Genomic DNA, 19,420 nt, shown 5'->3' on the forward strand with positions numbered 1-19,420 from the left:
TATGAGACAGGCAGGCCTTGATCTGCCGTCCGACTACTGCCTTGAGGGTCGCCTGACATGGAGCGTCTGATACGCTTTTTTGCCGCTTTGACCCGTTGGGGGCTGGGCCTCTGCGCCTTGTCGCTGGTATTGGCGGCGGTGTACGTGAGCCTGGGGCGTGAATTGACGCCGCTGGTGGCCGAGTACCGTGCCGAAGTCGAAGCCAAGGCCCAGGCAGCCGTGGACATGCCTTTGCATATCGGCAGCCTCGAAGGCCGCTGGAGCGGCTTCGCGCCGGTATTGCTGGCCCATGATGTGATGCTGGGCGAGGGCAGCAGTGCCTTGCGCCTGGACCAGGTCGAAGTGGTGCCCGATGTCTGGGCCAGCCTGATGGCGCGCGAAGTGCGGATTGCCCACCTGCAAGTCAGTGGCCTGCAACTCAGCGTCAAGGAAGACAAGGACGGCAAGTGGGCCTTGCAAGGCCTGCCGGTTCAGGACGATCAGCCGCTGGACCCTGAGCAGTTGCTCACGAACATGCAGAAGGTCAAGCGCGTGTCACTGCTCGACAGCCAGGTGACACTGCAACCGTTCGACCAGGCGCCGGTGACCTTGACGTATGTCGGTCTGAACCTGCACACCGGCGTCACCCGCCAACGCCTGGATGCACGCCTGACCCTGCCCGATGGCCAGCCCCTCGCCATGAGCCTGCGCACCCGCATCCGCGCCAGCCAGTGGAAGGACGGCGAAGTCCAGGCTTATCTGAGCCTGCCCCAGAGTGACTGGGCCAGGTGGATCCCGGCGAAGCTGACTCAACAGTGGAAGCTCACGCAGTTCAAGGCGGGCGGCGAATTCTGGCTGACCTGGGCCAAAGGTGCCGTGCAGAGTGCGGTAGTGCGCCTCAACTCGCCACAGGTGAAGGGCCAATACGCCGAGCGCAAGCCGGTGCACATCGAAAACCTCGCGCTTACGGCCTACCTGCAACGCAGTGACACCGGTCTCAGCGTGCTGTTCGACTCGCTGGCGATGAGCCTGGGCGAGACTCGCTGGGAATCCCGCCTGCAATTGCGGCAGACCCTGGCCACCGACAAGGACCTGGAAGTCTGGAAGCTTCAGGCCGACCGCCTGGACCTGACGCCTATCACACCATTGCTCAACGCGCTGGCGCCGCTGCCGGAAGGTTTTGCCAAGACGGTCGAGCACCTCAAGGCCACTGGTCTGCTGCGTAATGTGCTGGTGGACTTCCGTCCCCAGGACACGACCGATAAGAAGGTCAGCTTCGCCGCCAACCTCGAACGCATCGGCTTCGATGCCTACTTCGGCGCACCGGCTGCGCGTAACGTATCCGGCAGCATCAGCGGCGACCTGGGCCAGGGCGAGTTGCGCATGGACAGCAAGGACTTTTCCCTGCACCTCGACCCGATCTTCGCCAAGCCCTGGCAGTACCTCCAGGCCAATGCACGCCTGACGTGGAAGCTGGACAAAGAAGGCTTCACCCTGATCGCCCCATACATCAAGGTGCTGGGCGAGGAGGGCAAGATCGCCGCCGACTTCCTGATCCGCCTGCATTTCGACCACAACCAGGAAGACTACATGGACCTGCGGGTCGGTATGGTCGATGGCGACGGGCGCTTCACCCCCAAATACCTGCCGGCGGTGTTGAGCCCCGCCCTGGATGAATGGCTGCGTACCGCGATTCTCAAGGGCGCGGTGGATCAAGGCTTCTTCCAGTATCAGGGGTCGTTGAACCACGATGCGCTGCCGGCTTCACGCAATATCAGCCTGTTCTTCAAGGTGCATGATGCCGAGCTGGCGTTCCAGCCGGGCTGGCCTCACGTGAGCAAGGTCAACGGCGAAGTGTTTGTCGAGGAGAGCGGTGTGCGCATCCTGGCCAGCAAGGGCCAGTTGCTTGATACCAAGGTCAAGGACATCTACGTCAATATTCCCCATGCACCTGCGGGCAAGGACAGTCATCTGCTGCTTACGGGCGGTTTTGCCGGTGGCTTGGGCGATGGCCTGAAAATCCTTCAGGAAGCGCCGATCGGCACTGCATCGACCTTTTCTGGCTGGAAGGGCGAGGGCGACCTGCAAGGCGGCCTTGACCTGGATATTCCGTTGGCCAAGGGCGCCGAACCGAAAATCGTGGTGGACTTCAAGACCGACAAGGCGCGCCTGCAATTGGCCGAGCCGCCCCTGGACCTGACCCAGCTCAAGGGCGAGTTCCGTTTCGACAGCGCCAAGGGCCTGAGTGGCCAGAACATCACCGCTCAGGCGTTTGATCGGCCGATCACCGCGCAGATCGTTGCCGACGGCAAGCCGGGCAATATCAGCACCCGTGTGAATGCCAAGGGTCAGGTTACGGTCAAGCGGCTGACCGACTGGTTGAAAATCAGCCAGCCGTTACCGGTATCCGGCGATATTCCGTACCAGTTGCAGGTGACCCTGGATGGCGCCGACAGCCAACTGATGGTCAGCTCCAACCTCAAGGGCGTGGCTGTGGACCTGCCGGCGCCGTTCGGCATGCCGGCCAGCCAGGGGCGTGACAGTGTGTTCCGCATGACCTTGCAGGGCGCCGAGCGCCGCTATTGGTTCGATTATGGCGAGCTGGCCAACTTTACCTTTGCTGCACCGCCGGACAAATTCAATGACGGGCGCGGCGAGCTGTTCCTCGGTGATGGCGATGCTGTGCTGCCGGGCGCCAAGGGCTTGCGCATTCGTGGGGTGCTGTCGGAGCTGGATATCGACCCGTGGAAGAAACTGGTGGATCGTTATGCGGGCAATGACCCGGGCGGCAGTGCCAAGCAATTGCTCAGCGGCGCTGACTTCAAGATCGGCAAGCTGACCGGTTTCGGCACGCAGTTCGATCGAGTCAATTTGCAACTGGACCGCAAGCCTGCAGCGTGGGGCGTGCAGCTCGACAGCCAGCAGGCCAAGGGCTCGGTCAACCTGCCGGACGCCAAGGGCGCACCGATTGCGATCAACCTGCAGTATGTGAAGCTGCCGGCGGTAGACCCTTCGGTGCAGGCGGATGAAAACGCGCCGGACCCCTTGGCGAACATCGACCCCAAGGATATTCCGGCGCTGGATATCGCCATTGATCAATTGTTCCAGGGCCCGGACCTGATCGGCGCCTGGTCGCTGAAAATCCGCCCGACCGCCAAGGGCCTGGCCTTCAACAACCTGGACCTGGGCCTCAAGGGTATGCAGCTCAAGGGTGCGGGTGGCTGGGAGGGCGCTGCGGGAGACAGCAGCAGCTGGTACAAGGGGCGCCTGGACGGCAAGAATATTGGCGATGTACTCAAGGGGTGGGGGTATGCGCCGACCGTCACCAGCCAGGATTTCCATCTGGATGTGGACGGACGTTGGCCTGGTTCTCCGGCCTATGTAGGGCCCAAGCGTTTCTCCGGCAGCCTGGATGCGGCGTTCCGCAACGGCCAGTTCGTCGAAGTGGAAGGCGGAGCCCAGGCCCTGCGGGTATTCGGCCTGCTGAACTTCAACTCCATCGGGCGGCGGTTGCGCCTGGATTTCTCGGACCTGCTCGGCAAGGGTTTGAGCTATGACCGGGTCAAAGGCCTGCTGGCCGCCAGCAATGGCGTGTTCGTGACCCGCGAACCGATCACCATGACGGGGCCGTCGAGCAACCTCGAGCTCAACGGTACCCTGGACCTGGTGGCTGACCGCGTCGATGCCAAGCTGCTGGTAACGCTGCCGGTGACCAACAACCTGCCGATCGCGGCGTTGATCGTGGGTGCGCCGGCCATTGGTGGTGCGTTGTTCCTGATCGACAAGCTGATCGGCGACCGTGTTTCACGCTTCGCCAGTGTCCAGTACAAGGTCGAAGGCCCGTGGAAGGACCCGAAAATCACCTTCGACAAGCCATTTGAAAAGCCAAACTGAGAGGCTGTGGAGTAGCATGGCCCCATGCCCTTTATGGAGTGTCGGCCCATGTCCTTTGCGGTAATTCAAATGGTCAGCCAGAGCGACGTGCTGGCCAACCTGGCCCAGGCCCGTCGCTTGCTGGAAGACGCGGCGGCTGGTGGTGCGAAGCTGGCGGTACTGCCGGAAAACTTCGCCGCCATGGGCCGTCGTGACGTGGCCGATATCGGCCGCGCCGAGGCGCTGGGCGAAGGCCCGATCCTGCCATGGTTGAAACAGACTGCTCGCGACCTCACCTTATGGATAGTGGCCGGTACTTTGCCATTGCCGCCCAAGGACCAACCGCACGCCAAGTCCAACGCCTGCTCGCTGTTGATCGATGATCAGGGCGAAATCGTTGCCCGTTACGACAAGCTGCACCTGTTCGATGTGGACGTTGCCGACGCTCGTGGTCGTTATCGCGAATCGGACGACTATGCTTTCGGGAGCAATGTGGTGGTGGCGGATACGCCGGTCGGCCGATTGGGCCTGACCGTGTGCTACGACCTGCGCTTCCCCGAGCTGTACAGCGAATTGCGCGCGGCGGGGGCTGAATTGATTACCGCGCCATCGGCGTTTACCGCGGTGACCGGCGCTGCGCACTGGGATGTGCTGATTCGTGCACGGGCCATCGAGACCCAGTGCTATCTGCTGGCGGCCGCCCAGGGGGGTGTGCATCCGGGGCCGCGGGAAACCTATGGTCATGCGGCGATTGTCGACCCCTGGGGGCGCGTGCTGACACAACAGGATCAAGGCGAAGCGGTGTTGCTGGCCGAACGCGATAGCAGTGAACAGGCGTCGATAAGGGCGCGCATGCCGGTGGTCAGCCATCGGCGCTTTTTCTCGCAGGGCGCACAGCGACCTGCTTCGGAACGATGAATTTAAGGCCATACCTATGAGCGAGTTGTTGTCCTCAGTCAGTGAACACCTCCTGGCACCCGGTGGCGTGACCATCGAAAGCTTGCAAACCGTGCTGGGCGATCTTGCCGGGCCGGGCATCGACGCGGCCGACCTGTATTTCCAGGGGCAGATTTCCGAGTCCTGGGCGTTGGAAGACGGCATCGTCAAGGAAGGCAGTTTCAACCTTGACCAGGGTGTGGGCGTGCGGGCGCAGTCCGGTGAGAAAACCGGTTTTGCCTACAGCAATGCGATCACCCTCGAGGCTTTGGGCCTGGCCGCACGTGCCGCACGCTCGATCTCCCGTGCCGGGCAAAACGGCACGGTGCAGGCGTTCAGCACCCAGGATGTGACCCAGTTGTACGGGCCGGAAAACCCGTTGGAAGTGATGACCCGTGCCGAGAAAGTCGACTTGCTCAAGCGTGTCGATGCCGCGACCCGTGCATTGGACCCGCGTATCCAGCAGGTCACCGTGAGCATGGCCGGCGTGTGGGAGCGCATCCTGGTGGCGTCCACCGATGGCGGCCTGGCGGCGGATGTGCGGCCGCTGGTGCGCTTCAACGTGAGTGTGATCGTCGAGCAGAACGGCCGCCGCGAGCGCGGCGGCCATGGCGGCGGCGGGCGTACCGACTATCGTTATTTCCTCACCGACGACCGTGCCATGGGCTATGCCCGTGAAGCGCTGCGCCAGGCGCTGGTCAACCTGGAAGCCATCCCGGCACCGGCAGGTACATTGCCGGTGGTACTGGGCTCGGGTTGGTCCGGCGTGTTGCTGCACGAAGCAGTCGGCCACGGCCTGGAAGGTGACTTCAACCGCAAGGGCAGTTCGGCCTACAGCGGGCGCATGGGCGAGATGGTTGCGTCCAGGCTCTGCACCATCGTGGATGACGGCACCCTGGCCGGGCGCCGTGGCTCGCTGAGCGTCGACGACGAAGGCACGCCGACCGAGTGCACCACCCTGATCGAAAACGGTGTGCTCAAGGGCTACATGCAAGACAAGCTCAACGCCCGCCTGATGGGCGTGGCGCGTACCGGTAATGGTCGTCGTGAATCCTATGCGCACCTGCCGATGCCGCGCATGACCAACACCTACATGCTGGGTGGCGAAAGCGATCCGGCTGAAATCATCGCCTCGGTGAAGCGCGGCATCTACTGCGCCAACCTCGGGGGTGGTCAGGTGGATATCACCAGCGGCAAGTTCGTGTTCTCCACCAGCGAGGCTTACCTGATCGAAGACGGCAAGATCACCGCGCCGGTCAAAGGCGCAACCTTGATCGGTAACGGTCCGGAAGCCATGAGCAAGGTGTCGATGGTCGGTAACGACCTGTCGCTGGACAGCGGCGTGGGCACATGCGGGAAAGATGGGCAGTCGGTACCGGTGGGTGTCGGCCAGCCAACGCTGAAGATTGATGCGATCACCGTGGGTGGCACGGGGTCGTAAGCGGTGGAGCTTCGGGTGGCGAAGGCCGCCACCCGGGGAAGGGCATCAACGCAGGCCGCGTTGAGTCTCGTCCAGCTCACGGATGTACTTGAAGATTTTACGGCTGGTGGCCGGCGCCTTGTTATGCGCCAGCTCGTGCTGGGCCTGACGGATCAGGGAGCGCAGTTGCTGGCGGTCCGCGTCCGGGTAGTCCAGCACGAATTTCTCCAGCACCGCGTCATCGCCCGAGATCAGGCGGTCACGCCAACGTTCCAGGTTATGGAAGCGTTCGTTGTACTGGCGAGTGGAGGCATCGGTTTGATCGAGCAAAGTCAGAATGGCGTCGATGTCCTGGTCGCGCATCAGCTTGCCGATAAACATGATGTGCCGTTTGCGCGCGATATTCGCGGTGTGCTTGGGCGCATCGGCCAGGGCCCGGCGCATTTCGTCGGTCAGTGGCAGTTTTGCAATTAAATCTTTTTTGAGCGTTGTAAGGCGCTCGCCGAGGTCAACCAGCGCATGCAGCTCGCGTTTGACCTGGGTTTTGCTTTTCTCCCCATCGAGGGAGTCGTCGTAAGAATCAACCATGGTGGCAGTCCGCAAAGAAACGCCGCCATGATAACCAGTCGGGGGCCGCTTGTCCGGCCCGGTCGCTCGATGGCCTTAACCGAAAGCAGAATTTGAGTGGAGAAAACCATGAGTGCAGCCCAAAGCGTCGGTCCGCAAGCGTTACCGGCACTGCAGGAACAAGTCGAGCAGATCCTTGCCGAGGCCAAGCGCCAGGGGGCCAGTGCCTGTGAGGTGTCGGTGTCGCTGGAGCAGGGGCTGTCGACGTCGGTGCGCCAGCGGGAAGTGGAAACTGTCGAGTTCAATCGTGACCAGGGCTTTGGCATCACCTTGTATGTGGGGCAGCGCAAAGGTTCGGCCAGCACCTCGGCCAGTGGCCCGGAAGCGATTCGCGAGACAGTCGCCGCTGCGCTGGCGATTGCCAAGCACACGTCCGAGGATGAAAGCTCGGGCCTGGCCGACAAGGCGCTGATGGCCAAGGAGCTGAAGGACTTCGATCTGTTCCACGCCTGGGATATCACGCCGGAGCAGGCCATCGAGCAGGCGCTGACCTGCGAAGCCGCTGCGTTCGACGCCGATGCCCGCATCAAGAACGCTGATGGCACCACATTGAGTACTCATCAGGGCTGCCGTGTATATGGCAACAGCCATGGTTTCATCGGTGGTTATGCGTCCACTCGCCATAGCCTGAGCTGCGTGATGATCGCCGAGGCCAACGGCCAGATGCAGCGCGATTACTGGTATGACGTGAACCGCCAGGGCGATTTGCTGGCCGACCCGGTCAGCATTGGCCAGCGCGCTGCACAGCGTGCGGCGAGCCGCCTGGGCGCGCGCCCGGTGCCAACCTGCGAGGTGCCGGTGTTGTTTTCGGCGGAGTTGGCCGGCGGCTTGTTCGGCAGTTTCCTGGGGGCGATTTCCGGCGGCAACCTGTACCGCAAGTCGTCGTTCCTTGAAGGTGCGATCGGCCAGAAGCTGTTCCCCGAATGGCTGACCATCGATGAGCGTCCGCACCTGATGCGCGCCATGGGCAGTTCGGCGTTCGACGGTGATGGTCTGGCCACGTATGCCAAGCCGTTTGTCGAGAACGGGGAATTGGTGTCCTACGTATTGGGTACTTACGCCGGTCGTAAATTGGGCCTGCCAAGCACAGCAAACTCCGGTGGCGTGCACAACTTGTTCGTTACTCATGGTGATGAAGACCAGGCGGCGTTGCTGCGGCGCATGGGGCGTGGCCTGCTGGTGACCGAGTTGATGGGCCATGGCCTGAATATGGTTACGGGCGACTACTCCCGTGGTGCAGCGGGTTTCTGGGTGGAAAACGGCGAGATTCAGTTTGCCGTTCAAGAGGTGACGATTGCCGGCAACATGCGCGATATGTTCAAGCAGATCGTCGCTGTCGGAAACGACTTGGAGTTGCGTAGCAATATCCGCACGGGTTCGGTGTTGATCGAGCGGATGACCGTCGCCGGCAGCTGATCCTTCAGACGCGCTTCAACAAGAAGGCGCGCCATCTTTATAGATGGCGCGCCTTTTTTTGTGGCTGCGTGTCAGGAGGATTATCCTGCTACTATTGTTTTGATTCTCAATATCATTTAATAATAAATATCATTACCGAGTGAGCGTGGATCATGAGTTCTGTCCTGCATGAGGATCCTTACCTGGAGAGCTGGCGCTGGATGAGTCGCCAGATTCGTTGCGGCCTTGACCCCAACGAGCCGCGCCTGATCGAACACTACCTCAACGAGGGTCGATACCTGGCGTGCTGCACCGCGACCCATCCGTGGACGATCGCTGAAACCTCATTCCGCCTGTTGCTCGACACTGCCAGCGATATTGCACTGCCGTGGCATTGGCGTTCCCTGTGCCTGGACCAGGCCTGGCGCCCGCTGCGCGACCTGGAAAAACTCTCCCACTGTGCCTGCCGCCTCAAGCGCTGGCAGACCTTTGCCTGGCAATTGGCGACCTGCGAATTGCTGCCTTCCATTTCTGTTTCTGACCTGGTGCAAGGATCTAACGATGAGTAACACCCGTATCGAACGCGACAGCATGGGCGAACTGCAGGTGCCTGCCGAAGCCTTGTATGGCGCACAAACCCAGCGCGCGGTGAACAACTTCCCAATCAGTCATCAACGTATGCCCGCGCAATTCATTCGCGCTCTGATCCTGGCAAAGGCAGCTGCTGCCAAGGTTAACGTTGACCTCAAGCAGATCAGCGAAGGGCAGGGCAAGGCCATCGTCGATGCCGCCCAAGGCTTGCTGGAAGGCGACTTCATGCAGCACTTCCCGGTGGACATCTTCCAGACCGGCTCCGGCACCAGCTCCAACATGAACGCCAACGAAGTGATTGCAACCCTTGCCAGCCGCTTGCTGGGTGAGCCGGTCAACCCAAATGACCACGTGAACTGCGGCCAAAGCAGCAACGACATCATTCCGACCACGATCCACGTCAGCGCCGCGCTGGTGCTGCATGAGCAAACACTGCCCGCACTGTTGCATCTGGTGCAGGTGATCGAGCAGAAGGCGCAAGAGGTTCACCCGTTCATCAAGACTGGCCGCACTCACTTGATGGACGCCATGCCGGTGCGCATGAGCCAGGTGCTCAACGGTTGGGCGCAGCAGCTCAAGGCCAATATCGGGCATTTGCAGGACCTTCTGCCGAGTTTGCAAGCGTTGGCTCAGGGCGGTACTGCGGTCGGCACCGGAATCAACGCACACCCGGAATTCGCGGTGCGTTTCAGTCAGCAATTGAGCAGCCTGACCGGTGTGAAATTCACCCCGGGCAAGAACCTTTTCGCCCTGATTGGCTCCCAGGACACCGCCGTCGCTGTGTCCGGGCAGTTGAAAGCCACCGCCGTGTCGCTGATGAAAATCGCCAACGACCTGCGCTGGATGAACTCCGGCCCACTCGCAGGCCTGGGGGAAATCGAGCTGGAAGGCCTGCAGCCTGGTTCGTCGATCATGCCCGGCAAGGTCAACCCGGTGATCCCTGAAGCCACCGCGATGGTGGCCGCACAAGTCATCGGCAACGACACGGTCATCACGGTCGCCGGCCAGTCGGGCAACTTCGAACTGAACGTGATGCTGCCGATCATCGCCAATAACCTGCTCAGCAGCCTCGAGTTGCTGGCCAACTCCAGTCGTTTGCTGGCAGACAAGGCCATTGCCAGCTTCAAGGTCAATGAGGCCAAGCTCAAGGAAGCGCTGTCGCGCAACCCGATCCTGGTCACCGCACTCAACCCGATCATCGGTTACCAAAAGGCCGCTGAAATCGCCAAGAAGGCCTATCAGCAGGGCCGTCCGGTGATTGATGTCGCCCTTGAGCACACCGACTTGCCGCGCAGCCAACTGGAAATCCTGCTGGATCCGGAAAAGCTCACGGCCGGCGGCGTGTAATCACCGACTCTGCTTTGGAGGCTCACCATGGAGCACTGGAAACGCACGATCGAACGGGCCAATCGCTGCTTTATGGCGGGTGAATTGGTTGACGCTCGCGAGGCTTACTTGCAAGCCCTGGCCCTGGCCCAAGTGCTGTTCGAGCGCTGGGCAGATGCCGACGAAGCAGTGGCGGCTTGCGTCATTTCCCATCACAACCTGGCCGACCTGCACCTGCGGCTGAACCAGCCGGAAGAAAGCGCGGAATACCTTTGCGCTATCCACCAGCGTCTGTTGCAGACCATGCAGGACCCGCGCCTGAGCCCGCAGTTGCGGGAAGCGGCGCTGCGCCAGAGCAGCAAAACCTATGTCGAACTGTTGAATTTCATCAGCGATCACGGCGAATACCCTCGCACCCATCGCTTGCTGGGCGGTACTGCGGCGCAGCCCGCCACGCCCCACTACGGAGCACATTGAAATGACTTACACCTTGCCTGCCTTGCCTTACGCGTATGACGCCCTGGAACCGCATATCGATGCGCAAACCATGGAGATTCACTACACCAAGCACCACCAGACTTACATCAATAACCTCAACGCAGCGGTCGAAGGCACCGAGTTTGCGGGCTGGCCGGTCGAGAAACTGGTGTCCAGCGTGCAGCAACTGCCGGAAAAACTGCGCGCAGCGGTGATCAATCAGGGCGGCGGCCATGCCAACCACTCGTTGTTCTGGGCGGTGATGTCGCCCAAAGGCGGTGGCAAGCCCGAAGGTGCGTTGGGCAAAGCCCTCGACGAACAGTTGGGTGGTTTTGAGAGTTTCAAGGAAGCCTTCACCAAAGCCGCGTTGACGCGCTTCGGAAGCGGTTGGGCCTGGCTGAGCGTCACCCCGCAAAAGACTCTGGTGGTGGAGAGCAGTGGTAATCAAGACAGTCCATTGATGAACGGCAATACACCGATCCTCGGTCTGGACGTCTGGGAGCATGCCTACTACCTGCTGTACCAGAACCGCCGCCCCGAATACATCAATGCCTTCTACAGTGTTATCAACTGGCCAGAAGTTGCCGCCCGCTATCAGGCCGCTTTGGCCTGAAAATCACCCTCGACAAGATCTAAGGCCGACTATGGGGACTGACACACTGGCGATCAGCAGCGGACGAATGTTTCGTTATGCGTTTGGCTCGCTGCTGCTATTGGCAGGTACTGCATTGCTGGTGGCCCACGGGCTGGCCTGGCTGAACCTGGAACCGCGTATCCTGCGCGCCCTGCAAGGCGGCTCCATTTGCGCTCTGGGGACGGCGCTGGGCGCGGTCCCGGTACTGGTGATCCGACGCATGCCGGTGGCGCTGAGCGACACATTGCTGGGTTTTGGTGCAGGGGTGATGCTGGCGGCGACGGCGTTTTCGCTGATCGTCCCGGGCATTGCCGCGGCTGAAAGCCTGGGGCTCTCACCGTGGGGTGCCAGTGGTTTGATCAGCTTTGGCATCATGCTGGGAGCATTCGGGTTGTACTTGGTTGACCGTAAGGTCTCCGGGGCGAGTCCGGAAATGCTGGTGGGCACGCCGGACAAGCCGGTAATTCCTCCGCGAATTTGGTTGTTCGTGTTCGCCATCATCGCCCACAACATCCCCGAAGGCATGGCGGTAGGCGTTTCCGCCGGTGGTGGCATGCCGGATGCCGACAGCCTGGCCATGGGCATCGCGTTGCAGGACGTGCCCGAAGGACTGGTGATTGCGTTGGTGTTGGCCGGGGCGGGAATGTCGCGGGTCAAGGCGTTCCTGATCGGCGCTGCATCAGGTCTGGTGGAGCCCGTATTCGCTGTGCTCTGCGCCTGGCTGGTCAGCCTGGCCGAAGTGTTGTTGCCTTTGGGGTTGGCCCTGGCTGCTGGCGCGATGCTGTTGGTGGTGACCCACGAAGTCATCCCCGAATCGCGACGCAATGGTCACGAAAAACTCGCCAGCCTGGGCCTGTGCATCGGTTTTTGCTTGATGATGGTGATGGACACCGCTTTGGGGTAGGTAAAGTCTACTGTAGGAGCGAGCAAGCTCGCTTCTACAGAGGGTTATTCACCTTCGTCGAAGTAATTGTTGATCAGCGCCACCAGCGCGGCCATTGCTTCGTCTTCCTGCTCGCCTTCCGTCTTCAAGTGAATCCGGGTGCCCTTGCCGGCCGCCAGCATCATCATGGCCATGATGCTCTTGCCGTCGACCATGGATTCCGGTGTACGCCCGGCGCGGATCTGGCAGGGGAACTGCCCTGCTACGCCCACGAACTTGGCCGAGGCGCGGGCGTGCAAGCCCAGCTTGTTGATGATTTCAATTTCCAGAGCGGGCATCGCGGGGGTGTTCCTTTCAGCTAAGGTCGCGGTGGCGGACCTGGACGTTCTTGAGAGTTTGTTGCAGCACCTGGCCCAGGCGCTCGGTCAGGTAGACGGAGCGGTGATGGCCGCCAGTGCAGCCAATGGCAATGGTGACATAGGCGCGGTTGCTTGCAGCAAAGCGTGGCAGCCATTTGAGCAAGTAGGTGGAAATATCCTGGAACATCTCCTCCACATCCGGTTGCGCCGCCAGGTAATCGGCCACGGGCTGATCCAGCCCGGACTGGTCACGCAGCTCCGGTTTCCAGTACGGGTTAGGCAGGCAGCGCACATCGAACACCAGGTCGGCGTCGACCGGCATGCCGCGCTTGAACCCGAACGACTCCACGAGGAATGCCGTGCCCGGCTCCGGCTGGTTCAGCAGGCGCAGCTTGATGGCATCGCGCAACTGGTACAGGTTGAGGCTGGTGGTGTTTATCTTGAGGTCGGCGAGGTCAATGATCGGTCCCAGCAGCTTGGTTTCGTCTTCGATGGCTTCGGCCAGAGAGCGATGGGAGCTGCTGAGGGGGTGGCGCCGGCGGGTCTCGGAGAAGCGTTTGAGCAGGGTCTCTTCGTCGGCGTCCAGGTACAGCACGTCGCAATGAATGTGCTTGCCCCGCACTTCCTCGAGCAATTGCGGGAATCGCTCGAGGTGGCTGGGCAGGTTACGGGCATCAATCGAAACGGCGACAAGCGGTTGGGCCAGTTCGGTATGGATCAAGGCGCGTTCCGCCAACTCTGGCAGCAGGCCAGCGGGCAGGTTGTCGATGCAATAGAACCCGTTGTCCTCAAGAACGTTGAGGGCGGTGCTTTTACCCGAGCCGGAGCGGCCGCTGACGATGATCAAGCGCATGGTTACTGCCCGCTCTGTTCATCCAGGACAACCTGGTACAACGCCTCATTGCTGCTGGCGCTACGCAGTTTGTCGCGTACTTCCTTGCGGTCGAGCATGCTGGCGATCTGCCGGAGCAGTTCCAGGTGCGCATCGGTAGCGGCTTGCGGGACCAGCAGGACGAACAGCAGGTCTACCGGCGCACCGTCGATGGCGTCGAAATCGATGGGGGCTTCCAGGTGCAGCAGGGCACTGACAGGTGTTTCGCAGCCTTTGAGGCGACAGTGAGGAATGGCGATGCCGTTGCCAAAACCGGTGGAGCCGAGTTTTTCACGGGCAATCAACGCGTCGAAGACATCCTGCATCTCCAGATCCTGCACTTCGCGCGCGATCAGGTTGGCAATTTGTTCGAGGGCTTTCTTCTTGCTGCCACCCGGCACGTTCACGAGGGAACGGCCGGGGGTCAGGATGGTTTCAAGTCGGATCATGGGGGGAGAGTTAACGACCTGTGCCCTGAAGCAGGCTCAGATTCTTTTCCTTATGCTTTTTGAGTTGGCGGTCAAGCTTGTCGGTGAGCAAGTCGATTGCTGCATACATGTCATCATGTTCGGCATTGGCGACCACTTCTCCACCGGGTATCTGAAGAGTCGCTTCGATTTTCTGCTGAAGCTTGTCGACCTTCATGATGACCTGCACGTTGGTGATCTTGTCGAAATGACCCTCAAGCTTCCTCAGCTTCTGCTCGACATAGTCGCGTAGTGGAGGGGTGACTTCTACATGGTGTCCACTGATGTTGACTTGCATACAGCTTCTCCTTCGTTGCCAGTGCATAAAGCGGCAGGCAAAGGCGCCTGCCACTGGAACGCTGTGGCCCGCCCGTCACATCAAACGCTTACGCTCGCTGGAAGGCGCGATCCCGAGGGACTCGCGGTACTTGGCGACGGTTCGACGGGCGACCTGAATGCCTTGTGCCTCCAGTAAACCAGCGATCTTACTGTCACTCAATGGCTTTTTCTGATTTTCCGCGGCAACCAGTTTTTTGATGATCGCGCGGATCGCCGTGGACGAGCATTCACCGCCTTCGGAGGTGCTGACGTGGCTGGAGAAAAAGTATTTCAGTTCATAAATACCCCGTGGGGTATGCATGAATTTCTGCGTGGTCACGCGTGAAATGGTCGACTCATGCATGCCCACCGCTTCGGCGATGTCATGCAGTACCAGCGGCTTCATCGCCTCGTCGCCGTATTCCAGGAAGCCGCGCTGGTGCTCGACGATCTGGGTGGCGACTTTCATCAGGGTTTCGTTGCGGCTTTGCAGGCTCTTGATGAACCAGCGGGCTTCCTGCAACTGGTTGCGCATGAAGGTGTTATCGGCGCTGGTGTCGGCGCGGCGGACGAAACCGGCATATTGCGGGTTGACCCTCAGGCGTGGCACCGACTCCTGGTTCAGTTCCACCAGCCATCGCTCGTTGTCCTTGCGCACGATCACGTCGGGAACCACGTACTCGGCTTCGCTGGACTCGATTTGCGAGCCAGGGCGCGGGTTGAGGCTCTGTACCAGCTCGATGACCTGGCGCAGGTCGTCTTCCTTGAGCTTCATGCGGCGCATCAACTGGCTGTAGTCGCGGCTGCCCAGCAGGTCGATGTAGTCGGTGACCAGGCGCTGGGCCTCGGCGAGCCATGGGGTCTTGGCCGGCAGCTGGCGCAATTGCAGCAGCAGGCATTCGCTGAGGGTGCGCGCGCCGATACCGGCAGGCTCGAACTGCTGGATGCGGTGCAGGACGGCTTCGATCTCGTCCAGTTCGATATCCAGTTCGGGGTCGAAGGCTTCAAGAATTTCTTCGAGCGTCTCGTCTAGATAACCCTGATTGTTGATGCAGTCGATCAGGGTTACGGCGATCAGGCGATCGGTGTCCGACATCGGTGCCAGGTTCAGTTGCCATAGCAGATGGCTCTGCAGGCTCTCGCCGGCAGAGGTGCGGGTGGTGAAATCCCACTCGTCATCGTCGTTGCTGGGCAGGCTGCTGGCGCTGGTCTGGTAGACATCTTCCCAGGCGGTGTCGACCGGAAGCTCGTTGGGAATGCGTTCGTTCCATTCGCCTTCCTCAAGGTTGTCCACCGTGGGGGCGGTTTCCTGGTAGGAGGGTTCCTGCACGTCGGAATTGGGTTTTTGCTCGATGTTATCGGCCAGCGGGTCTGCATTATCGAAGTCGTCGCCTTCTTCCTGGCGTTCGAGCATCGGATTGGACTCCAGGGCCTCCTGGATTTCCTGTTGCAGGTCCAGGGTCGACAATTGGAGCAGGCGGATGGCCTGTTGCAGCTGCGGTGTCATCGTCAGCTGCTGGCCCATTCTCAGGACTAGCGATGGTTTCATGGCAGGGGCTTAACACCTTATTCGCCGGCGCAATGCGCCATCCACGACAGGGCGCGTGAGCGCCAAACATAAGCAAATTATATGCCTGATGTCGGGTGCTTTGCCTAGAGCGCGGTAACAATAAAAATCCGGAGGTTTTCATTGACTCCCGCGCACCTTGGCGAACGCCGTGACACCACGGTGTTTACAGGCGGAACTCGTGACCCAGATACACTTCCTTGACCAGTTCATTGGCCAGGATTGTCGCGGAATCACCTTCGGCAATCAGCTGGCCGTCATTGACGATATAGGCGGTTTCGCAGATGTCGAGCGTCTCACGGACGTTGTGGTCGGTGATCAGCACGCCGATGCCCTTGGCCTTGAGGTGATGGATGATCTGCTTGATGTCGCCGACCGAGATCGGGTCGACGCCGGCAAACGGCTCGTCCAGCAGGATGAACTTGGGTGCAGTGGCCAGGGCGCGGGCGATTTCCACGCGGCGACGCTCACCACCGGACAGGCTCATGCCGAGGTTGTCGCGGATATGGTTGATGTGGAACTCCTGCAGCAGGCTTTCCAGCTCCTTGCGACGGCCGTCACGGTCGAGTTCCTTGCGGGTCTCGAGGATCGCCATGATATTGTCCGACACCGACAGTTTGCGGAAGATCGACGCTTCCTGTGGAAGATAGCCGATACCGGCACGGGCGCGGCCGTGCATTGGCTGGTGGCTCACGTCCAGGTCATCGATCAGCACGCGCCCCTGGTCCGCCTGGACCAGGCCGACGATCATGTAGAAGCAAGTGGTCTTGCCGGCGCCGTTGGGGCCGAGCAAGCCGACGATCTGGCCGCTGTCGATCGACAGGCTGACGTCGCGCACGACCTGACGGCTTTTATAGGCCTTGGCCAGATGCTGGGCTTTCAGGGTTGCCATTACTCGGCCTTCTTCTTCGGCTGGATAACCATGTCGATCCGTGGACGAGGCGCGGTGACCTTGTTGCCATTGGCACGACCGGCGTTTGCAATCTGTTTCACGGTGTCATAGGTGATCTTCTCACCTTCCGTGGAGTTGCCATCGGGGCTGAGCACCTTGGCCTGGTCGATCAGGACGATGCGGTTCTGCTGGGCATGGTATTGGATGGTCTTGCCGTAGCCCTTCATCGGTCCGGTATCGGTCGCGGACTGCTTCTGTTCGAAGTAAGCCAGGTTGCCGACCGAGGTCACGACATCGATATCGCCGGTCTTGGTGCGCGTAAGCGTCACGGTATTGCCGGTGATTTTCATCGAACCCTGCGTGATGATCACGCCGCCGGTGTAGGTGGCCACGCCTTGCTTGTCATCCAGTTGCGCATCGTCAGCTGAAATGTGGATCGGCTGCTGGCTATCGTTCGGCAGAGCCCAGGCGCTCACGCTTCCCAGTGCTGCGCCCAGGCCGAGCAAAATAGGGAGAGTTTTAACGAGCCTCATACTGTCCTCTTACGTTCGATAGCAGGTGTATCCTGCTTTCTTTCAAATACGCTTTCATTCCCTTGCCAGTCGATACACCGCCAGCGCCGTCGATTCTAACGTCTTGCTCGGTCTGCGCATATTGCTTCTGCGGGAATACGGTCATGCGACTGCTGGTAATCACGGTCTCACGGCTTTTATCGTCAGTGCGCGCAATGCGCACCGAGTCGATCAGTTCCACCTCGGTACCGTCCGGGTTGACCTCGCCACGCTTGCTGGTGACGTGCCATGGGAACTCGGTACCGCGGTAAATGTTCATGTCCGGGTTGGTCAGCAGGGTGACTTCGGTGGCCTTCACATGCTCGACCTTGTCCGAGGTCATCTCGTATTGCACCTTGCCGTCAGGCAGGAACTGCACGCTTTTGGCATTGATGGCGTAATAGTCGATAGCGCCCTCGTCAACCTGCGCAGCAGGCTGGTCGAGAAAGCGCTCCGGGCTGATATTCCAGTAGCCCACCGCCAGGAACAGCGCGGCGATGACCCCGAATAACAGGAAGTTGCGAATCTTTTTGCTCGGCATAAAACGCTCTATAAGTAGGCGGCGTGGGCCGCTTCAAGGCTGCCCTGGGCACGCAGGATCAGCTCGCAGAACTCGCGGGCGGCACCTTCGCCGCCGCGGGCGCTGGTGATGCCATGGGCGTGTTCGCGAACAAACGCCGCCGCATTGGCGACGGCCATGCCCAGGCCTACTCGGCGAATCACCGGCAGGTCTGGCAGGTCGTCACCCAAGTAGGCGACCTGCTCATAGCTTAGGTTGAGTTGGCCAAGAAGCTCGTCCAGAACCACCAGTTTATCCTCGCGGCCCTGATACAGGTGAGGAATCCCCAGGTTTTGTGCACGCCGTTCCACAACGGGCGTTTTCCGGCCGCTGATAATTGCCGTTTGCACGCCCGCCGCCATCAACATTTTGATGCCCTGGCCGTCCAGCGTGTTGAATGTCTTGAATTCGCTGCCGTCTTCGAGAAAGTACAAGCGGCCGTCGGTCAGCACACCGTCAACGTCGAAAATCGCGAGTTTGATATTTTTGCCGCGTTGCAACAGGTCGCTGGTCATCTACATCACTCCTGCACGCAGCAAGTCGTGCATGTTCAGGGCGCCAATCGGGCGGTCGTCGCCATCAACCACCACCAGCGCGCCGATCTTGTGGTCTTCCATGATCTTCAAGGCTTCGGCTGCCAGCATCTCGGGGCGCGCGGTCTTGCCGTGGGGTGTCATTACCGCGTCGATGGTGGCGGTGTGGATATCAATCGTGCGGTCCAGGGTACGGCGCAGGTCGCCGTCGGTGAAGACCCCGGCCAGGCGGCCATCGGCCTCGAGGATCACGGTCATGCCCAGGCCCTTGCGGGTCATTTCCATCAGCGCGTCTTTCAGCAGGGTGCCGCGCTGGACGTGAGGCAATTCATCGCCCGAGTGCATGACGTTTTCCACTTTCAGCAGCAGGCGGCGGCCCAGGGCGCCGCCTGGATGGGAAAACGCGAAGTCTTCAGCGGTAAACCCCCGGGCTTCCAGCAGTGCTACGGACAAGGCATCGCCCATGACCAGTGCCGCGGTGGTGGAGGAGGTGGGTGCCAGGTTCAGCGGGCAGGCCTCGTGGTCCACGTGGACGTTCAGGTTCACTTCGGCGGCCTTGGCCAGCGTCGACTCCGGGTTGCCGGTGATGCTGATCATCTTGATGCCCAGGCGTTTGATCAGCGGCAACAGGGTCACGATTTCGTTGGTCGTGCCGGAGTTGGACAGGGCAAGGATGATGTCATCCTTGGTGATCATTCCCATGTCGCCGTGGCTGGCTTCGGCCGGGTGCACGAAAAACGCGGTGGTTCCGGTGCTGGCCAGGGTGGCGGCGATCTTGTTGCCGACGTGGCCGGATTTGCCCATGCCGACCACCACGACGCGGCCCTTGCTGGCCAGAATCATCTCGCAGGCGCGTACGAAATCCGCGTCAATATGCGCCAGCAAGCCTTCTACGGCTTCAAGCTCGAGGCGGATGGTGCGTTGTGCGGATTGAATAAGGTCGCTGGATTGGCTCATGTCTGAAATCGTATAGCCTGACGAAAAGTCGGCGATTATAGCGGTAATGATCAATTCCCTCACGCAAGTTCGTCAGGGTTTGTTCGCAATGTGCTTGAGATTCAACCCCAGCAACGATTTTTCCCTGTCCCCAATCTGAACAAGCACTGTTCCGGCCTTGGGCGCCTTGTACCAGCAGTGATATAGTTCGCCGCCAGTTCGGTCC

General features: G+C 60.7%; 20 protein-coding genes. 9 read left to right on the top strand and 11 right to left on the bottom strand.

Going from position 1 to position 19,420, the window contains the following annotated elements; all coding sequences use genetic code 11:
• Positions 1–57: 57 nt before the first annotated feature.
• Genes AC3WP7_RS01035 through tldD form a run of 3 tightly spaced genes read left to right on the top strand, consistent with a single transcriptional unit; the run spans position 58 to position 6,229 of the window.
• Positions 58–3,873 carry a YhdP family protein gene (locus tag AC3WP7_RS01035; protein ID WP_093119838.1) on the top strand — a complete coding sequence of 1,272 codons (3,816 nt, stop codon included), beginning with the start codon at positions 58–60 and terminating at the stop codon, positions 3,871–3,873.
• Between the two features lie 48 nt (positions 3,874–3,921).
• Positions 3,922–4,770: a carbon-nitrogen hydrolase family protein gene (locus AC3WP7_RS01040; RefSeq protein ID WP_071491143.1), complete on the top strand. Its 849-nt coding sequence runs from the start codon at positions 3,922–3,924 to the stop codon at positions 4,768–4,770.
• Positions 4,771–4,786: 16 nt separating this feature from the next.
• Positions 4,787–6,229: a metalloprotease TldD gene (tldD, locus tag AC3WP7_RS01045; RefSeq protein WP_092240731.1), complete on the top strand. Its 1,443-nt coding sequence runs from the start codon at positions 4,787–4,789 to the stop codon at positions 6,227–6,229.
• 45 nt (positions 6,230–6,274) lie between these two features.
• Here the strand turns inward: tldD and yjgA are convergent, their stop codons facing one another.
• Positions 6,275–6,796, bottom strand: a complete 522-nt coding sequence (gene yjgA, locus AC3WP7_RS01050; protein WP_058423000.1) for a ribosome biogenesis factor YjgA — start codon at positions 6,794–6,796, stop codon at positions 6,275–6,277.
• A gap of 108 nt (positions 6,797–6,904) precedes the next feature.
• Between yjgA and pmbA the strand changes: the two genes are divergently transcribed.
• The 6 genes from pmbA (at position 6,905) to AC3WP7_RS01080 (ending at position 12,162) form a co-directional block, all read left to right on the top strand.
• Positions 6,905–8,251: a metalloprotease PmbA gene (gene pmbA, locus AC3WP7_RS01055; RefSeq protein ID WP_092240733.1), complete on the top strand. Its 1,347-nt coding sequence runs from the start codon at positions 6,905–6,907 to the stop codon at positions 8,249–8,251.
• A gap of 152 nt (positions 8,252–8,403) precedes the next feature.
• Entirely contained in the window at positions 8,404–8,799 is a 396-nt protein-coding gene (locus tag AC3WP7_RS01060) for a FagA protein (protein WP_071491146.1), read from the top strand.
• Positions 8,792–10,168 carry a class II fumarate hydratase gene (locus tag AC3WP7_RS01065; RefSeq protein ID WP_093512480.1) on the top strand — a complete coding sequence of 459 codons (1,377 nt, stop codon included), beginning with the start codon at positions 8,792–8,794 and terminating at the stop codon, positions 10,166–10,168. The genes AC3WP7_RS01060 and AC3WP7_RS01065 overlap by 8 nt, the downstream gene beginning before the upstream one ends.
• A gap of 27 nt (positions 10,169–10,195) precedes the next feature.
• Positions 10,196–10,624, top strand: coding sequence for a DUF2753 family protein (locus tag AC3WP7_RS01070; protein WP_092240737.1), 429 nt, complete (start codon positions 10,196–10,198; stop codon positions 10,622–10,624).
• Position 10,625: 1 nt separating this feature from the next.
• Positions 10,626–11,237, top strand: a complete 612-nt coding sequence (locus AC3WP7_RS01075; protein ID WP_071491149.1) for a superoxide dismutase — start codon at positions 10,626–10,628, stop codon at positions 11,235–11,237.
• Between the two features lie 31 nt (positions 11,238–11,268).
• Positions 11,269–12,162 (top strand): ZIP family metal transporter, encoded by an 894-nt coding sequence (locus AC3WP7_RS01080; protein ID WP_071491150.1) that lies wholly within the window; start codon positions 11,269–11,271, stop codon positions 12,160–12,162.
• 44 nt (positions 12,163–12,206) lie between these two features.
• On the opposite strand, the gene AC3WP7_RS01085 is transcribed toward AC3WP7_RS01080, so the two are convergent.
• From AC3WP7_RS01085 to AC3WP7_RS01130, 10 genes are all read right to left on the bottom strand, one after another.
• On the bottom strand, positions 12,207–12,479 hold the full coding sequence (locus tag AC3WP7_RS01085) for an HPr family phosphocarrier protein (protein WP_058422993.1): 273 nt from the start codon (positions 12,477–12,479) through the stop codon (positions 12,207–12,209).
• Positions 12,480–12,495: 16 nt separating this feature from the next.
• Positions 12,496–13,353, bottom strand: a complete 858-nt coding sequence (gene rapZ / locus AC3WP7_RS01090) for an RNase adapter RapZ (RefSeq protein ID WP_092240739.1) — start codon at positions 13,351–13,353, stop codon at positions 12,496–12,498.
• Positions 13,354–13,355: 2 nt separating this feature from the next.
• The gene (gene ptsN, locus AC3WP7_RS01095) at positions 13,356–13,820 is read right to left on the bottom strand and encodes a PTS IIA-like nitrogen regulatory protein PtsN (RefSeq protein ID WP_092240741.1); all 465 of its coding nucleotides are present in this window, start codon (positions 13,818–13,820) and stop codon (positions 13,356–13,358) included.
• Positions 13,821–13,830: 10 nt separating this feature from the next.
• Complete coding sequence (gene hpf, locus AC3WP7_RS01100) at positions 13,831–14,136, bottom strand: ribosome hibernation-promoting factor, HPF/YfiA family (RefSeq protein WP_092240743.1); 306 nt, start codon at positions 14,134–14,136, stop codon at positions 13,831–13,833.
• Positions 14,137–14,211: 75 nt separating this feature from the next.
• A complete protein-coding gene (locus tag AC3WP7_RS01105; protein ID WP_016974289.1) occupies positions 14,212–15,705 on the bottom strand; it encodes an RNA polymerase factor sigma-54 in 1,494 nt (497 codons plus the stop codon).
• 184 nt (positions 15,706–15,889) lie between these two features.
• On the bottom strand, positions 15,890–16,615 hold the full coding sequence (gene lptB, locus AC3WP7_RS01110; RefSeq protein WP_016974288.1) for an LPS export ABC transporter ATP-binding protein: 726 nt from the start codon (positions 16,613–16,615) through the stop codon (positions 15,890–15,892).
• The gene (lptA, locus tag AC3WP7_RS01115; protein ID WP_032893554.1) at positions 16,615–17,148 is read right to left on the bottom strand and encodes a lipopolysaccharide transport periplasmic protein LptA; all 534 of its coding nucleotides are present in this window, start codon (positions 17,146–17,148) and stop codon (positions 16,615–16,617) included. The genes lptB and lptA overlap by 1 nt, the downstream gene beginning before the upstream one ends.
• Positions 17,135–17,707, bottom strand: a complete 573-nt coding sequence (lptC, locus tag AC3WP7_RS01120; RefSeq protein ID WP_071491151.1) for an LPS export ABC transporter periplasmic protein LptC — start codon at positions 17,705–17,707, stop codon at positions 17,135–17,137. The genes lptA and lptC overlap by 14 nt, the downstream gene beginning before the upstream one ends.
• An 8-nt stretch (positions 17,708–17,715) precedes the next feature.
• Positions 17,716–18,240 (bottom strand): KdsC family phosphatase, encoded by a 525-nt coding sequence (locus tag AC3WP7_RS01125; protein ID WP_058414321.1) that lies wholly within the window; start codon positions 18,238–18,240, stop codon positions 17,716–17,718.
• Positions 18,241–19,215: a KpsF/GutQ family sugar-phosphate isomerase gene (locus AC3WP7_RS01130; RefSeq protein WP_071491152.1), complete on the bottom strand. Its 975-nt coding sequence runs from the start codon at positions 19,213–19,215 to the stop codon at positions 18,241–18,243.
• Positions 19,216–19,420: the final 205 nt, after the last annotated feature.

This window comes from Pseudomonas sp. FW305-3-2-15-C-LB1 (genome assembly GCF_058787615.1).

Bases quoted from the DNA above. Each gene is read 5' to 3' on its own strand.
- lptB (WP_016974288.1), bottom strand. From the start codon at position 16,615: ATGGCAACCCTGAAAGCCCAGCATCTGGCCAAGGCCTATAAAAGCCGT.
- hpf (WP_092240743.1), bottom strand. From the start codon at position 14,136: ATGCAAGTCAACATCAGTGGACACCATGTAGAAGTCACCCCTCCACTA.
- AC3WP7_RS01105 (WP_016974289.1), bottom strand. From the start codon at position 15,705: ATGAAACCATCGCTAGTCCTGAGAATGGGCCAGCAGCTGACGATGACA.
- pmbA (WP_092240733.1), top strand. From the start codon at position 6,905: ATGAGTGCAGCCCAAAGCGTCGGTCCGCAAGCGTTACCGGCACTGCAG.
- AC3WP7_RS01075 (WP_071491149.1), top strand. From the start codon at position 10,626: ATGACTTACACCTTGCCTGCCTTGCCTTACGCGTATGACGCCCTGGAA.
- AC3WP7_RS01125 (WP_058414321.1), bottom strand. From the start codon at position 18,240: ATGACCAGCGACCTGTTGCAACGCGGCAAAAATATCAAACTCGCGATT.
- AC3WP7_RS01130 (WP_071491152.1), bottom strand. From the start codon at position 19,215: ATGAGCCAATCCAGCGACCTTATTCAATCCGCACAACGCACCATCCGC.
- AC3WP7_RS01035 (WP_093119838.1), top strand. From the start codon at position 58: ATGGAGCGTCTGATACGCTTTTTTGCCGCTTTGACCCGTTGGGGGCTG.
- AC3WP7_RS01085 (WP_058422993.1), bottom strand. From the start codon at position 12,479: ATGCCCGCTCTGGAAATTGAAATCATCAACAAGCTGGGCTTGCACGCC.
- AC3WP7_RS01080 (WP_071491150.1), top strand. From the start codon at position 11,269: ATGGGGACTGACACACTGGCGATCAGCAGCGGACGAATGTTTCGTTAT.
- AC3WP7_RS01065 (WP_093512480.1), top strand. From the start codon at position 8,792: ATGAGTAACACCCGTATCGAACGCGACAGCATGGGCGAACTGCAGGTG.
- lptA (WP_032893554.1), bottom strand. From the start codon at position 17,148: ATGAGGCTCGTTAAAACTCTCCCTATTTTGCTCGGCCTGGGCGCAGCA.
- tldD (WP_092240731.1), top strand. From the start codon at position 4,787: ATGAGCGAGTTGTTGTCCTCAGTCAGTGAACACCTCCTGGCACCCGGT.
- lptC (WP_071491151.1), bottom strand. From the start codon at position 17,707: ATGCCGAGCAAAAAGATTCGCAACTTCCTGTTATTCGGGGTCATCGCC.
- ptsN (WP_092240741.1), bottom strand. From the start codon at position 13,820: ATGATCCGACTTGAAACCATCCTGACCCCCGGCCGTTCCCTCGTGAAC.
- rapZ (WP_092240739.1), bottom strand. From the start codon at position 13,353: ATGCGCTTGATCATCGTCAGCGGCCGCTCCGGCTCGGGTAAAAGCACC.
- AC3WP7_RS01070 (WP_092240737.1), top strand. From the start codon at position 10,196: ATGGAGCACTGGAAACGCACGATCGAACGGGCCAATCGCTGCTTTATG.
- yjgA (WP_058423000.1), bottom strand. From the start codon at position 6,796: ATGGTTGATTCTTACGACGACTCCCTCGATGGGGAGAAAAGCAAAACC.
- AC3WP7_RS01040 (WP_071491143.1), top strand. From the start codon at position 3,922: ATGTCCTTTGCGGTAATTCAAATGGTCAGCCAGAGCGACGTGCTGGCC.
- AC3WP7_RS01060 (WP_071491146.1), top strand. From the start codon at position 8,404: ATGAGTTCTGTCCTGCATGAGGATCCTTACCTGGAGAGCTGGCGCTGG.